Below are 13,107 nucleotides of genomic sequence, written 5' to 3'. Positions count from 1 at the left end.
GGAGGAGCGTGGGTGCCCCAAGGTGTTCCATATACGGAACGATGCATGGAGGTGCGGTCATGCGGCCCAATTCCCGGTTCGCGCAGGTGCAGCCGTTCGACATCGACAAGGTGGCCGCGGCCGCCGGGGCGGACGCCGACGTCCTGCGCCTGGAGAACCTCGACACCGACGTCCCGCCCCCGCCGTCCGCCGTGGCCGCGACCAGGCGGTCACTGGAGGAGGGGACGGGCAACAGCTGGCTGCCGTTCACCGGGCTGCCGGTGTTGTGCCAGGCGGTCGCCGCCGAGCTGCGGGCGCGTACCGGGCTCGACTACGACCCTCTGCGGCAGGTGTGCATCACCTCCGGCGGGACGTCGGCGGTGATGCCCGTGCTGCTGGCCACGACCGAGCCGGGCGAGCCCGTGCTGCTCACCGACCCCACCTACGCCGGCCTGCTGCAGCGGGTGCGGCTGTCGGGCGCGCGCCCGCACCTGGTGCCGCTGCTGGTGCAGGACGGGCGCTGGCGGCTGGACCGCGAGGCGCTCGCCCGGGTGCCCGCCGCGGCGGCGCTGCTGCTGATGAGCCCGTCGATGCCGTCGGGCGTGGTCTTCGACCGGGAGGACTGGCAGGCGGTCGCGCGGGTGTGCGAGCGCACGGGCGCGTACCTGATCTACGACGCCGCCATGGAGCGCATCGTCTTCGACGGACACCCGCGGATCAACCCCTGCCAGGTGGACGGCCTGGCCGAGCGCACGATCATCATCGGCTCGATGTCCAAGGAGTACCGGATGATCGGCTGGCGGATCGGCTGGGTCGCCGGCCCGGCCGACATCATGTCCCGGATCATGGTCGCGACCATCTACAACACCACCGTGGCCAGCGGATACCACCAGTACGGCGCCGCCGCCGCGCTCACCGACCCGGCGGGCGCGGGGGTGGCGGAGGCGGCGGCCGAGTACCAGGCCCGCCACGACACCGTGCTCGCCCAGCTCGACGGGCTGCCGGTGGTCCGGGCCGGCGGCGGCTGGTCCGTCCTGGTGGACGCCGAAGCCATGGGGCTGACCGCCGAGGACCTGTCGGCCCGCCTGCTGGACCGCGGACGCGTGGCGGCCACCCCCATGACGGCTTGGGGCGAGAGCGTGGCCCCCCGGTACGTCCGCCTCGTCTACAGCGCCGAGCCGGTCGGCCGCCTGGCGGAGCTGCGGGCCCGCTTCGAGGCGGCGCTGTCCTGACCCGGGGTCAGCGGGGGAGCCGGTCGCGCAGGAAGGACTCGAACGTGCGCAGGCCGGGGTGGCGGGCGCGGAGCGCGGCGATGTCGGCCTGGTAGCCGCTCTCCAGGAACCACTCGTACATGCGCTCCCCGCCGGGCGCGGTCTGCTCGAACCGGGTGGGCGTGCCGGTGACCCGCTGGTAGACCTCGGCGATCTCGGCGCCGGTGAGCTCGTCGCTCGCGATCTCCAGCGCCCGGCCCGCGTACTCCGCCGGACGCTCGAACGCCTCCGCCGCGAAGTGGGCGATGTCCTCGGGCGCGACGAGCTGCATGCGCCGGAATGGCAGCGCGATGACCCGCTCGTCCCCGGCGGGCTCGGCGTAGTACAGCAGGTTCGTCATGAAGAACGCCGGGCGCAGCACCGTCGCCCGCAGGCCCAGCTCGGCGACGTGCCGCTCGATCGCCCACTTGCTCGCGAAGTGCTCGATGCCGGTGTCGCGTTCGGCGCCGCCGACCGAGCTGTAGACCAGGTGCGCCACGCCCAGCCCGGCGGCCAGGTTGGCGACCGCGACGCCCTGGCGCACCTCGCGGGCCAGCTCCTCCTCCGTCACGGCCAGGGCCTGCACGCTGAACACGCCGTGCACGCCGGTCATGGCCGTCCGGAGCGAGGCGGGGTCGTCCAGGTCGCCCTTGGCCAGGGTGGCGCCGAGCGCGGCCAGGGCCTGGGCGGCGTCCGAGGCGGGGTCCCTGACCAGGGCGCGGACCGTCCAGCCGCGGGCCAGCAGGGTCCGGGCCACCGCGCCCCCCTGGTTGCCGGTGGCGCCGGTGACCAGGACCGTCCTGGCCCGCGCGGGCAGCAGCAGGGTCTTCCCGGTGACCGCGCGGGCCTCGACGGCGGCGTGCGCCTCGGCCGCCGACTCCAGGGGCAGCACGTTGCCGACCGCGGGACTCAGGCGGCCGGCCGCGGCCAGCTCCAGGGCCTCGCGGGCCAGCTCGCGCGGGTCGGCCGCGGGCCAGGCGACGGCGGTCACCCGGGGGTCGGGGGTGGTCATGGGGCCGCCGGCCATGCCGTACACGCTGAGCCGGCCGCCGTCCTTCAGCAGGTCCTGCGCCTGGGCGCCGATCTCGCCGCCCACGCCGTCGAAGACGACGTCCAGGCCGCCGGTCGCGGCGCGCACCTCCTCGGCCCAGCCCGGGGCGGTGTAGTCGACCGTCAGCTCGGCGCCGAGGCGCGCGGCCAGGTCGCGCTTGGCGGCGCTGCCGGCCGCGCCGACCACGCGCGCCCCCGCGGCGCGGGCGAGCTGCACCAGCAGGCTGCCCACCCCGCCGCCGGCCGCCTCCACCAGCACCCACTCGCCGGGCCGCGGCGCGGCGGCGCGGACCAGCCCCACGGCGGTGCGCCCGTCGGCCAGCAACGCCACGGCCTCGCGCGGCGACAGCCCGGCGGGCACCGGGATCAGGTCCTCGGCGGCGGCCACCGCCAGCTCGGCGTAGCCGCCGTACCCGCCGAGCGTGGTGACCACCAGGGAGCCCGTCAGCGCCGCGGGCACGCCCTCGCCCACCGCCAGGACGGTGCCCGCCACCCCGTTGCCCAGGACCGCTGGCAGCTCGGCCGCGCGCGGCCCCCGTCCGGCGCGCACCTGCGTCTCGACGAACGTGACACCCGCGACCGCCACCTCGACCAGCACCTGACCCGGCCCCGGGACGGGGTCGGGCACCTCCTCCACCACGAGCGATCCCGGGCCGCCGAGCTCCCGCAACACCACCGCACGCATGACAGACCTCCTTAATCGGAGCGCTTCGCTCCGGAAGAACCGTATATCGGAGCGCAACGCTCCGCAATATCCTGTACGGCATGGCAGGACGCGGCAGGCAGGCCGAGGCGGCGCGGAACGATCTGCGGCTGCTCCAGGCGGCCCACGAGGTGTTCACGACCCAGGGGTTCGACGCGCCGGTCTCGGCCATCGCCAGGCAGGCGGGCGTCGGCATGGGCAGCCTCTACCGGCGCTACCGCACCAAGGAGGAGCTGCTCCAGAGGCTGTGCCTGATCGCCATGGAACGCGTGGTCGACGCCTTGGAGTCGGCCCTGGCCGAGCCCGACCCGTGGACCGGGCTGGAGGCGTACGTGCGCGCCTGCGTCGCCGGCCGCTCCGGCGCGCTGGCCCCGGTGGCCGGCACGATCGAGGTCACCGACGAGATGTGGCGCACCTCCCGCCGGGCCACCGAGCTGGCCGGCACCCTCGTCGCCAGGGCCCGCGAGGCCGGCGCGCTGCGGCCCGACGCGACCACGCTCGACGTCTCGCTGCTCATCGAGCAGTTCAGCAGGCCCGCGCCCGGCCCGCCCAGCGAGGAGCACCAGCGCGTCAAGGAGCGCCTGCTGGCCATCGCGCTCGACGGCCTGCGCGCCCCCGGCGCGACCCCGCTGCCCGGCGAGCCACCGAGCGCCGAGTGGTACGAAGGACGCTGGCGGACCGCCCCGTAGGTCTACGGTGGGACGGTGGCCTTCAATGACCTGCTGAAAGACCTCCAAGACAGCGCCGGAGCACAGGCCGCGGGCATCAGGCGCGGCTACGGCGGCCCGCCCGCCCGGACGATGAGCGTGCGCTCCGGCCCGGCCCGGTTGCGCTGCGCCTCGCTGCTCAAGCCGCTCTACGCCTGGGTGGCCGCCGACCACATCGACGACGCCGAGCGCTGGCGCCGCCACGCCGAGCCCGCCGTGGTCGTCTCCTCCAACGCCGACACGCTCAGTCTCTGGCTGTCCATCGGCCCCCGCGTGCTGCTGGACGACCTCTACCGGCGCACCGGCGTCCGGTGGGCCCAGCCGGGCGGCGACCCGTCGCGCTTCGGCTCGGTGGAGGTCTCGGCCGAGGAGGTCGCCGCCGCCTACGCCGTGTTCGCGCAGGCCGCGGCGGCGGGCGACCCGGTGGCGGCCACCGTCCTGGCGTGGATGCGGCAGGTGGCGGGCGAGCAGACGTTCGGCGCCCGCGAGGCGCTCGGCTCGCCCGAGGCCGGCGTCAAGTGCGGCTGGTACGGCGCCCCCGACGAGACCTGCCTGCGCACCCACGCCGTCGCCGTCCTGCCGCGCGGCGGCACCCGGGCCACCGTGGTCGTGGCGATGACCGCGCTGCCCTACACCGGCGAGCGCGACCGCGAGTCCTACCACGCCCGCATCGCCCAGGGGCTGCCGGTCGAGTCCGTGCACGAGGGCCTGGCCGGGCCGCTGCTGCGGGGCCTGATGTCCACCACGCTGGCCGAGCTGGGGCACAAGCCCCGATAAGGTCGTGATCGTGCTGATCACAGTGCTGGGCGGATGCGGGGCTTGGCCGGCGGCGGGCCAGGCGTGCAGCGGTTATCTCATCGAGCACGACGGGTTCCGGGTGCTCGTCGATCCCGGCTACGCCACGCTGCCGCGGCTGCTCGAAACGACGCCGGCCGAGCGGATCGACGCCGTCCTGGTCAGCCACGGCCATCCCGACCACTGCTCCGACCTCAACCCGCTGCTGCGCGCCCGCGCCCTGGGCGACGCCCCGCCGGCCGCGCTGCCCGTGCACGCGCCGCCCGGCGCGCTCGACGCCGTGCTCGCGCTCGACCGGCGCGGCATGCTGGCAGGCAGCTTCGAGCTGCACGACCTGGAGCCGGGCACGCCGCGCGAGATCGGCCCCTTCCGGCTCGACGCCTTCTCGCTGCCGCACCACGTGCCCAACGCCGGGCTGCGGCTGAGCGCGGGCGGCCGGGTGATCGCCTACACCGGCGACACCGGCCCGTCCGCCGACCTCGTCACGCTGGCCGCGGGCGCCGACCTGCTGGTGGCCGAGGCGACCTATCCCGAGCAGGTGCCCGGCGAGGACGCCCCCTACCTGTCCAGCGCCGCCGACGCGGGCCGCACCGCCGCGGCGGCCGGGGCCGCCCGGCTGCTGCTCACCCACCTGTGGCCCGGCACCTTGCCCGAGCCGGCGCTGGCGGCGGCGGCCAGGTCCTACCAGGGCGACCTCGCGGTGGCCACGGCGGGCCGCACGATCGAGGTGTAGCGGCGGGTTCAGCGGCGCGCGGCGGCGGCTCAGCGGCGGTTCAGCGGCGGTTCAGCGGCGGGTTCAGCGGCGGGTTCAGCGGCGGGTTCAGCGGCGGGCGGCGGCGCGCAGGGCGGCCACCACGTCGGCCAGCTCCGGCGGCTCGACGCCGTACGGCATCTCCTCCGCCCAGGTGTGACCGCGGTAGACGCCGAGCTCCTCCTCGGTGAGCGCGGCGGGGGTCACCCGCGGCCGCGCCTCGTCGAAGGTGGCCAGGAAGAACGGCTCGGTCTTCACGTAGCGCACGCCCAGCCAGGAGAAGTCGCGCTCGACGTCCACCCGGTGCTCGCCGACGGCCGAGCCGGGCAGCCCGGTCTCCTCGGCCAGCTCGCGCCGGGCCGCTTCCAGCGGCGTCTCGCCCGGATCGAGGCCGCCGCCCGGCGGTTCCCACACGTCCCTGCCGCTGACCGGGTCGTACCAGTGCATGAGCAGGACGCGCCCGTCGCGGTCGAGGCAGACGACGCGGGCGGCGGGACGTTGGCTACTGCCCATTTGGGCCCCCTTTTCCCTCTATGGCGTCCATCGGAAAGACGCTATTCACGCACCCGCCTGACGCTGGAGATCCTTCAGCCGGATCACCCCAGCACTCAGCGAGGAGTACGTCCATGCAACGATGGCGCATCCTGCCTGCTCTCGTGGCCGCGGCCGTGTCGGTCCCCGCGCCGGCGGCCCTGGCGCATCAGGCGGCCGATCCCGCACCCGCTCCCGAGGGCAAGGTCCTCAACGGCGCGACCGCCCTGGCCGCGCCCGTGCCCGTGCCCGACGTCCCGAACGGCATCAGCAGCGACAAGGTCCTGGTCATCGGCCTCGACGGGTTACGCCACGACCGCATCGCCCCCGCCGACGCCCCCAACCTCGACGCCCTGATCAGCGGCGGCACGTTCGGCACGAGCCTGCTCTACACCAGCCCGATGGCCGCCACCTCCAGCGGCCCCGGCTGGTCCACGATCGCCACCGGCGTCTGGCCCGACCTGCACGGCGTCAAGGACAACACCTTCGCCGGCAAGCACTACGACCGCTACCCCGACTTCCTGACCCGGCTGGAGAACACCGGCGCCGGCCACTCCACCTACGCCGCCCTCGACTGGAAGCCGCTCGCCGACCAGGGCACGTTCGGCCCCCGGATCGACGCCAGGGTGGTCCTGGACGGCGACGCCGCCGGCTACCCGGCCGAGGACGAGCGCCTCACCCAGGTCAGCGAGACCGTCCTGCGCACGAAGAACCCGGACGCCGCCTTCGTCTACCTGGGCGCGATCGACATCGCCGGGCACGGCAGCGGCGCCGCCTCGGCCGCCTATCTGACCGCGATCCACGACGCCGACGCCCGGATCGGCCGGCTGCTGGCCGCGGTCAGGGCCAGGCCGACGTACGGGAGCGAGCGCTGGACGGTGATCGTGGCCACCGACCACGGGCACACCGACGCGGGCGGGCACGGCGGGTCCTCGATCGAGGAGCGCCGCACGTTCGTCCTGGCGTCCGGGCCGGGCATCGCCGCCGGGGCGCGGCCGGCCGACACACGCCTGGTGGACGTGACGGCCGCGGTCTTCACCGGGCTGGGGCTGGCCGTGCCGGGCGGTATCGACGGCCGCCGCGTCGACACCAGGACCGGCGACCCGTTCGAGGGCGTCGCGCTGTCCGGCAGGACCGACGAGACCGGCATCCCGGCCGGCGTGCTCGGCTACTCGCACACGCCGCCCGCGGGCTGGTCGGCGGACGCGTCCAGGATGCCGTCAGGGGGCGTTCAGGAGTGGCGCGGCTGGGCGTTCACCACCGACGAGTTCTGGTCGCGGGCGGCCCGTGACCAGCAGCGGGAGCTGAACGTCCGGTCCAGGGGCACCTTCTCGGTGGCCGACTCCGACGAGTGGGACGACAAGGCGCACGGGACCGGGACGTTCGACTCGACGCTCGTCTCGCCCGCCTACACCGTGACCGGCCAGACGTCCGTCACCCTCGCCTACGCCACCCACTACCGCGTGGACGGCGCGCAGAAGGCGCAGGTGCTCGTGTCGTTCGACGGCGGCGCGGACACGCTGGTGAAGAACTACACGGCCGACGCGGTCGCCAGGAACGAGTCGCTCGCGGTGGCCGTGCCGGCCGGGGCCAGGTCGATGAGGGTCAAGTTCCACTACTTCGACGCGACCAACAACTGGTACTGGGCGGTGGACGACCTGCGCGTCTCCTGACCGCGCGGGCGGGGCCCCGCCTTCGGGCGGGGTTCCGGTCAGGGGTTGCGGGCGGCGATGGAGGCGTTGAGTGCGGTGGCGAAGGCCGTCCAGCCGACGTAGGGCAGCAGGGCCAGCCCGGCGCGGCGGTCGGCGCGCAGGAAGCGGCGCAGCAGCACGAGGTTGGCCGCGTCGAGCGCGACGATGTCGGCCAGCGCCAGGCGCGGGGAGCGGGCGCCGAAGAACAGCGGGGTCCAGGCGGCGTTGAGCGCGAGGTTGGCGCCCAGGGCGCGGGCCAGGCCGGCCCGGTCGTCGCCGCTGGTCAGGGCGCGCGCGCCGGCGTAGGCGATCAGGGCGTAGACCGGCGTCCAGACCAGGCCGAACGCCTGGCTGGGCGGCTGCCAGCGGGGCTTGCGCAGCCGGCGGTACCAGGCCGAGCCGGAGGAGGTGGCCAGGCTGCCGAGCGTGGCCGTGACGGTGACCGCGGCCGTGGTGGCGAGGAGGTTACGGGCGAACGGGCGCATCTGCATGGGCCTGCCCCTACCCGCCCGGGCCGCCGCATGCCCTAGGCGCCCTCCGGCTCCTCGACGACGAGGGCGAGCAGGCCGGGGAAACGTTCGTCGAACTCCGCGCGGCGCAGCCGGTTGAGCCGGCGGGCGCCTTCGTCGCGCTGCTCCAGCAGGCCGACCTGGCGCAGCACCCCGAAGTGGTGGCTGAGCGTGGACTTGGCCACCGGCAGGTGGGCGAACGTGCCGCAGGCGCGCGCCCAGTCGGGCTCCCCGGCCAGCTCGCGGACGATGCGGCGGCGGACCGGGTCGCCGAGCGCGTCGAGGGCGGCCTGCAGCGACACCTCGACGGGCGAGGTGTGGGTCAGGCCGCGCGTTCTGTTCGATGGCGGTCGAACATTGGTGTAGTGTTCCATCTCGATCGAACATTCTAGTCGAGGGAGCGGCCATGGAGACCGGGCACTTCGGGGTGTGGCATCCGCTGATCGGCAAGGCCCCCGCCGAGCAGGCGCGGCGCGCGGCGGCCGAGATCGAGCGGCTGGGCTACGGCTCCGTGTGGATCAACGAGGGCCGGCAGAGCAAGGAGCCGCTCACCACCGCGGCCGTCCTGCTGGCCGCCACCACCCGCGTCGCGGTCGCGACCGGCATCGCCAGCATCTGGGGCCGCGACGCGACGGGCATGACGGCGGGCGCGAAGACGCTGGCCGACGCCTTCCCCGGCCGTTTCGTGCTGGGCATCGGGGTCAGCCACGGCCCGCTGGTCGGCAGCCGCGGCCACGCCTACGACAAGCCGCTGAGCGCGATGCGCGCCTACCTCGACGGCATGGACGCCGCCGAGGAGGGCCTGCCCGCGGCGAGGGCGCCCCGGCTGCTGGCGGCGCTGCGGCCCCGGATGCTGGAGCTGTCCAGAGACCGGGCCGACGGCGCCCACACCTACTTCGTGCCGCCCGAGCACACCGAGCAGGCCCGCCGCGTCCTCGGCGCGAACCGGCTGCTGGTGCCCGAGCAGGCCGTGATGCTGGAGACCGACCCGGCAAGGGCCCGCGAGATCGCCCGCGCCCACCTGGCCTACTACCTGACCCTGCCCAACTACCTGGGCAACCTGCGCGCCCTGGGCTTCACCGACGCCGACTTCGCGGGCGGCGGCAGCGACCGGCTGGCCGACGCCATCGTGGCCTGGGGCGACGAAGGGCAGGTCGCCGCGCGGCTGCGGGCCCACCTCGACGCCGGGGCCGACCACGTGGCCGTCCAGCCGCTGTCGCCGGGCGTCCCCGACCTCGACGACGCCTTGGGCCAGCTCCAGCGCCTGGCCCCGGCCCTCGGTCTCTGATCCGGGGGGCGGCCCGGCGGGTCGGTTTGACTTAGAGCGCACTTCAATTCGTAACGTCGGTCCCATGACAACGCCTCAGCACAGGATCGGTTCGGGTTTCGGCGCGAGAAGCACCGCGGACGAGGTGCTCAAGGGCATCGACCTCACCGGCAGGGTCGCGCTCGTCACCGGCGGCTACTCCGGCCTCGGCCTGCAGACCACCCGCGCGCTCAGCGACGCCGGAGCCCAGGTCGTCGTCCCGGCCCGGCGGCGCGGCGCGGCCGAGGAGGCCCTGGCCGGCATCGACCGCGTCGAGGTGGGCGAGCTCGACCTGGGCGACCTCGACAGCGTGCGGCGCTTCGCCGAGGAGTTCCTGGCCTCCGGCCGCGACCTGCACCTCGTGATCAACAACGCCGGGATCATGGCCTGTCCCGAGACGCGGGTCGGCCCCGGCTGGGAGGCCCAGTTCGCCACCAACCACCTCGGCCACTACGCGCTGGTCAACCGCCTGTGGCCGGCCGTCGAGCGCGGCGGCGGCCGGGTCGTGGCCGTCTCCTCCGCCGGCCACCGGCGCTCCGGCATGCGCTGGGACGACGTGATGTTCGAACGCGGCTACGACAAGTGGCAGGCCTACGGCCAGGCGAAGACGGCCAACGTGCTGTTCGCCGTGCACCTCGACGCCCTGGCCAAGGACGCGGGCGTGCGGGCGTTCGCGGTGCACCCCGGCGGCATCCTGACCCCGCTCCAGCGCCACCTGACCAAGCAGGAGATGGTCGAGGCGGGCTGGATCGACGAGCAGGGCAACCTGCTCAATCCCGGCTTCAAGAGCCCTGAGCAGGGCGCGGCCACCCAGCTGTGGGCGGCCACCTCCCCGCAGCTCGACGGCATGGGCGGCGTCTACTGCGAAGACTGCGACATCGCCGAGCCGGCCGACGGCTCCGGCGGCGGGGTCCATCCCCATGCCACCGACCCCGAGCAGGCCGCCCGCCTGTGGCGGTTGTCGGCCGAGCTGACCGGCGTTGACGCCTTCGCCGGGCGCGCGGCCTGACGGTCAGCGTTTCATGGCGCCGTCGGCGATGGCGTCCGCCGCCTCGCCGATGGCCATGCCCACGATCTCCAGGCGGCGCACCAGCTCGCGCTGCTTGAGCGCGTCCGAGGTGACCTCGCCGGAGAAGATCCGGGAGATCTCGTACTGGTACATCCGCCGGATCGCGCCGCCGGCCTTCTTGGCCTCCAGGGCGTCCTGCACCACCGCCGAGGGCCGGGCGGCCAGGCCCCGCACGGCGCTCTCCAGGGCGTCGATGCCCACGATGACCTGGTCGAGCAGCGGCGTGAAGCGGATCTGGTCGGGCACCCGGTACAGGTGCGACTCGCGCACGAAGTCCCGCAGCGAGTCCAGCACGTCGTCGATCGAGCGCGACAGGCGGAACAGGTCCTCGGGGTCGATGGGCGTGACCAGCGCGGTCTTGAGCTCCTCGACCAGGCGGGCGCGCTCCTCGTCGCCGAGGTGCTCGATCGCGCGCATCCGCTCGTGCGCGCCGGTCCTGCCCACCTCGCCGCCGATCATGGCCATCGCCAGCCACGCGCCCTGCTTGGTGGCCTTGAGCTGGCCGAGCAGGGCGCCGGTCAGCGCGCCGTCCATGCGGCCGGTCATGAGGTCACGGATCCGGCGCCATCGCTTCACCACGTCCCCCTCAGCCCCTTCAGGACGAACGCCGCCGTCGCGGCCAGCAGGCCGCTCAGCGGGAGCGTCAGCAGCCAGGCCACGACGATCTTGACGGCGGCGTACCAGCGGACCCGGCCGCCGCCCTGCGCCACCCCGGCGCCGACCAGCCCGCCGGCCACGGCCTGGGTCATGCTCACGGGCATACCCAGCCCGGCGCAGGCGAGCACGGCGGTGCCCGCGGCCAGTTCGGCCGCGACGCCGTGCGCGGGCCGGGAGACGATGATCTCGCGGCTCAGCGTACGGCCCGCCCTGGGCAGCCCGTAGAGCGCGCCGAGCCCGAACAGCACCGCCACCAGCGCGGTGCAGGCCAGGGGCGCGCCCTGGAAGCCGAGCGCGATCATGAAGACGGCCAGCATCTTCTGCCCGTCGTTGGCCGCGTAGGCGAGCGTCTGGAGCAGGAACCCGGCCCAGTGCCAGCGGGCCAGGCCGGGCGCGTCGGTCACCCGGACGAGCAGCCGGATGAGCAGCCACGACAGCAGCGCCCCCACGAACGGCGCGGCCAGCCCGAAGACCAGCACGAGCGCCACCGAGCCGCCCGACACCGGCAGCCCCCACCCCAGCCCGGCCCCGGTGAGCCCGCCCACCACGGCCAGCGTGAGGCTGGTCGGCCGGCCCTTCGCGCTGAGCGTGAACACCACCGCCAGCGCGCAGAGCACGGCCACGGTCATCGCGGCCTGGCCGCCGGGGGCGTGGAAGCCCGCCAGCCGGTTCACGAACGTCAGCGCCACCTGGTGGGTGACCAGCGGCACCACCGTCACGAGCAGCACCAGCGCGAGGATGCCGACGGCCGGCCTGATCACCGGCAGCTTGAGCCCGGTCGCCAGCAGCGCCCCGCCGTCGTTGATCCCGGACACGACGGCGAACAGCCCCGCGACCCCGATCAGTACGACGGTCTCCAACGGCACGTGTCCCATCCCAGTCGGCGCTGCTCGGCACGGACAAGCCCGATTCCCTTATGGCCCTCATAGGGGAAAGGCGGCTGTCCCGTGCGGCGCCACCCCGGATAGCGTCCGTAATGCCCGATAACTACCCAAGATCGAGTGGATTGATGGACGAAGAACTCATTCTGTTGAATCCCGGGCCCGCATGTACGTCGAAGCGGGTCAAGGACGCCCTGCTTCGCGGCGACCTCTGCCACCGCGAGCCCGAGTTCACGGAGTTGCTGTTCAGGATCCGCGAGGCCCTGCCCCGGTGCCTGAACCTCGGCGGCACGCACGAGGCGCTGCTGGTCACCGGGTCGGGAACCGCGGCCATGGAGATGGCGGTCATCAGCTCCGTCCGCGCGGGACGCGGCGTGCTCGTCGTGAACAACGGCGTCTACGGCGACCGCATGATCAAGATCGCGAAGGCGCACGGCATCCCGTTCCACGAGGTCAGGAGCGACTGGACGGTCCCAGCCGACCCCGAGGCCGTCCGGGCGGCGCTCGCCGGGCGCGACGACGTGGACGCCGTGGTCTGCGTGCACCACGAGACCACGACCGGCCTGATCAACCCGATCAAGGAGATCGGCGAGGTCGTGGCCGAGCACGGCGCGCTGTTCGTGATCGACGCGATCAGCGGCACCGCGATCGAGGACCAGGACCTGGCGCAGGTCAGGGCGGACGTCGTCTGCGGCACCGCCAACAAGGGCCTGCACGGGCTGCCCGGCATGTCGTTCATCCTGTGCAGCGAGGCCGCGATCGAGCGGATCCAGGAGGCGCCCGCGCGCAGCCTCTACCTCAACGCCGCCAGCTACCTGGCCGGCCAGCGCAAGGGTGACGTGCCGTTCACCCCGGCCGTGCAGGTCTGCTACTCCCTCGACGAGGCGATCAAGGAGTACGAGGAGGCGGGCGGCTTCGCGGCGCGGACCCGGCTGTACCGCGAGCGGGCGGCCCTCGTCCGCGGCCAGTTCGCGCGACTCGGCCTGGAAATCCTCGTTGATGAACAATTCAGGTCAAACACCGTAACAATGCTTCATCTCCCCGAAAACGTAACTTATACGGCGCTTCATGATGAGCTCAAAAAGCGCGGTTACGTTATCTACGCCGGTCAGGGGCAACTTTCCGCGGACTTCTTCAGGATCTGCACGATGGGCGAGATCCCCTGGCACCGGCTGGAACAGCTCGAGGACGCGCTCCGAGAGTCGATCGAGGCAGCTAGGGGTTAACG

At 74.1% G+C, this 13,107-nt stretch carries 14 protein-coding genes; 8 read left to right on the top strand and 6 right to left on the bottom strand.

Features of this window, described 5'->3' with window-relative positions:
- The first annotated feature begins 59 nt into the window (after positions 1-59).
- Positions 60-1,211: a pyridoxal phosphate-dependent aminotransferase gene (locus tag ACWEJ6_RS32100; RefSeq protein WP_397161746.1), complete on the top strand. Its 1,152-nt coding sequence runs from the start codon at positions 60-62 to the stop codon at positions 1,209-1,211.
- A 7-nt stretch (positions 1,212-1,218) separates the two neighbouring features.
- Here the strand turns inward: ACWEJ6_RS32100 and ACWEJ6_RS32095 are convergent, their stop codons facing one another.
- Positions 1,219-2,964 (bottom strand): NmrA family NAD(P)-binding protein, encoded by a 1,746-nt coding sequence (locus ACWEJ6_RS32095; protein ID WP_452428654.1) that lies wholly within the window; start codon positions 2,962-2,964, stop codon positions 1,219-1,221.
- Positions 2,965-3,044: 80 nt separating this feature from the next.
- Between ACWEJ6_RS32095 and ACWEJ6_RS32090 the strand changes: the two genes are divergently transcribed.
- From ACWEJ6_RS32090 to ACWEJ6_RS32080, 3 genes are read left to right on the top strand one after another with little or no spacing between them, the layout of a single operon-like run.
- The gene (locus ACWEJ6_RS32090) at positions 3,045-3,671 is read left to right on the top strand and encodes a TetR/AcrR family transcriptional regulator (protein WP_452428652.1); all 627 of its coding nucleotides are present in this window, start codon (positions 3,045-3,047) and stop codon (positions 3,669-3,671) included.
- A 15-nt stretch (positions 3,672-3,686) separates the two neighbouring features.
- Positions 3,687-4,466 carry a hypothetical protein gene (locus ACWEJ6_RS32085; protein ID WP_387679037.1) on the top strand — a complete coding sequence of 260 codons (780 nt, stop codon included), beginning with the start codon at positions 3,687-3,689 and terminating at the stop codon, positions 4,464-4,466.
- Positions 4,467-4,476: 10 nt separating this feature from the next.
- The gene (locus ACWEJ6_RS32080) at positions 4,477-5,217 is read left to right on the top strand and encodes an MBL fold metallo-hydrolase (RefSeq protein WP_452428650.1); all 741 of its coding nucleotides are present in this window, start codon (positions 4,477-4,479) and stop codon (positions 5,215-5,217) included.
- A gap of 87 nt (positions 5,218-5,304) precedes the next feature.
- Here the strand turns inward: ACWEJ6_RS32080 and ACWEJ6_RS32075 are convergent, their stop codons facing one another.
- Positions 5,305-5,748, bottom strand: coding sequence for an NUDIX hydrolase (locus tag ACWEJ6_RS32075; RefSeq protein ID WP_452428648.1), 444 nt, complete (start codon positions 5,746-5,748; stop codon positions 5,305-5,307).
- 113 nt (positions 5,749-5,861) lie between these two features.
- Here ACWEJ6_RS32075 and ACWEJ6_RS32070 point away from each other — a divergent pair, with 113 nt between their 5' ends.
- Entirely contained in the window at positions 5,862-7,439 is a 1,578-nt protein-coding gene (locus ACWEJ6_RS32070; protein ID WP_452428646.1) for an alkaline phosphatase family protein, read from the top strand.
- A 38-nt stretch (positions 7,440-7,477) separates the two neighbouring features.
- Here ACWEJ6_RS32070 and ACWEJ6_RS32065 read toward each other — a convergent pair whose 3' ends face one another.
- Positions 7,478-7,948 carry a TspO/MBR family protein gene (locus ACWEJ6_RS32065; protein WP_358294706.1) on the bottom strand — a complete coding sequence of 157 codons (471 nt, stop codon included), beginning with the start codon at positions 7,946-7,948 and terminating at the stop codon, positions 7,478-7,480.
- 35 nt (positions 7,949-7,983) lie between these two features.
- Entirely contained in the window at positions 7,984-8,340 is a 357-nt protein-coding gene (locus ACWEJ6_RS32060) for an ArsR/SmtB family transcription factor (protein ID WP_364414283.1), read from the bottom strand.
- Between the two features lie 32 nt (positions 8,341-8,372).
- Here ACWEJ6_RS32060 and ACWEJ6_RS32055 point away from each other — a divergent pair, with 32 nt between their 5' ends.
- Both ACWEJ6_RS32055 and ACWEJ6_RS32050 read left to right on the top strand, forming a co-directional pair.
- Positions 8,373-9,254, top strand: a complete 882-nt coding sequence (locus tag ACWEJ6_RS32055; protein ID WP_452428643.1) for a TIGR03620 family F420-dependent LLM class oxidoreductase — start codon at positions 8,373-8,375, stop codon at positions 9,252-9,254.
- A gap of 64 nt (positions 9,255-9,318) precedes the next feature.
- Positions 9,319-10,281, top strand: a complete 963-nt coding sequence (locus ACWEJ6_RS32050) for an SDR family NAD(P)-dependent oxidoreductase (protein ID WP_452428641.1) — start codon at positions 9,319-9,321, stop codon at positions 10,279-10,281.
- Between the two features lie 3 nt (positions 10,282-10,284).
- Here the strand turns inward: ACWEJ6_RS32050 and ACWEJ6_RS32045 are convergent, their stop codons facing one another.
- Positions 10,285-10,917, bottom strand: a complete 633-nt coding sequence (locus ACWEJ6_RS32045) for a DUF47 domain-containing protein (RefSeq protein WP_352360497.1) — start codon at positions 10,915-10,917, stop codon at positions 10,285-10,287.
- Positions 10,914-11,864 carry an inorganic phosphate transporter gene (locus tag ACWEJ6_RS32040; protein ID WP_452428638.1) on the bottom strand — a complete coding sequence of 317 codons (951 nt, stop codon included), beginning with the start codon at positions 11,862-11,864 and terminating at the stop codon, positions 10,914-10,916. The genes ACWEJ6_RS32045 and ACWEJ6_RS32040 overlap by 4 nt, the downstream gene beginning before the upstream one ends.
- Before the next feature lie 143 nt (positions 11,865-12,007).
- Between ACWEJ6_RS32040 and ACWEJ6_RS32035 the strand changes: the two genes are divergently transcribed.
- The gene (locus ACWEJ6_RS32035; protein ID WP_452428636.1) at positions 12,008-13,105 is read left to right on the top strand and encodes a pyridoxal-phosphate-dependent aminotransferase family protein; all 1,098 of its coding nucleotides are present in this window, start codon (positions 12,008-12,010) and stop codon (positions 13,103-13,105) included.
- Positions 13,106-13,107 lie beyond the last annotated feature (2 nt).

The sequence above is a fragment of the Nonomuraea sp. NPDC004702 genome (assembly GCF_053601695.1).
Note: the sequence above shows the minus strand (reverse complement) of the source record. Positions and strands in the feature narration are given on the sequence as shown.

Coding starts and splice junctions, on each gene's coding strand:
- ACWEJ6_RS32100 (WP_397161746.1), top strand. CDS start 60: ATGCGGCCCAATTCCCGGTTCGCGCAGGTGCAGCCGTTCGACATCGAC.
- ACWEJ6_RS32055 (WP_452428643.1), top strand. CDS start 8,373: ATGGAGACCGGGCACTTCGGGGTGTGGCATCCGCTGATCGGCAAGGCC.
- ACWEJ6_RS32060 (WP_364414283.1), bottom strand. CDS start 8,340: ATGGAACACTACACCAATGTTCGACCGCCATCGAACAGAACGCGCGGC.
- ACWEJ6_RS32070 (WP_452428646.1), top strand. CDS start 5,862: ATGCAACGATGGCGCATCCTGCCTGCTCTCGTGGCCGCGGCCGTGTCG.
- ACWEJ6_RS32065 (WP_358294706.1), bottom strand. CDS start 7,948: ATGCAGATGCGCCCGTTCGCCCGTAACCTCCTCGCCACCACGGCCGCG.
- ACWEJ6_RS32075 (WP_452428648.1), bottom strand. CDS start 5,748: ATGGGCAGTAGCCAACGTCCCGCCGCCCGCGTCGTCTGCCTCGACCGC.
- ACWEJ6_RS32035 (WP_452428636.1), top strand. CDS start 12,008: ATGGACGAAGAACTCATTCTGTTGAATCCCGGGCCCGCATGTACGTCG.
- ACWEJ6_RS32095 (WP_452428654.1), bottom strand. CDS start 2,964: ATGCGTGCGGTGGTGTTGCGGGAGCTCGGCGGCCCGGGATCGCTCGTG.
- ACWEJ6_RS32090 (WP_452428652.1), top strand. CDS start 3,045: ATGGCAGGACGCGGCAGGCAGGCCGAGGCGGCGCGGAACGATCTGCGG.
- ACWEJ6_RS32050 (WP_452428641.1), top strand. CDS start 9,319: ATGACAACGCCTCAGCACAGGATCGGTTCGGGTTTCGGCGCGAGAAGC.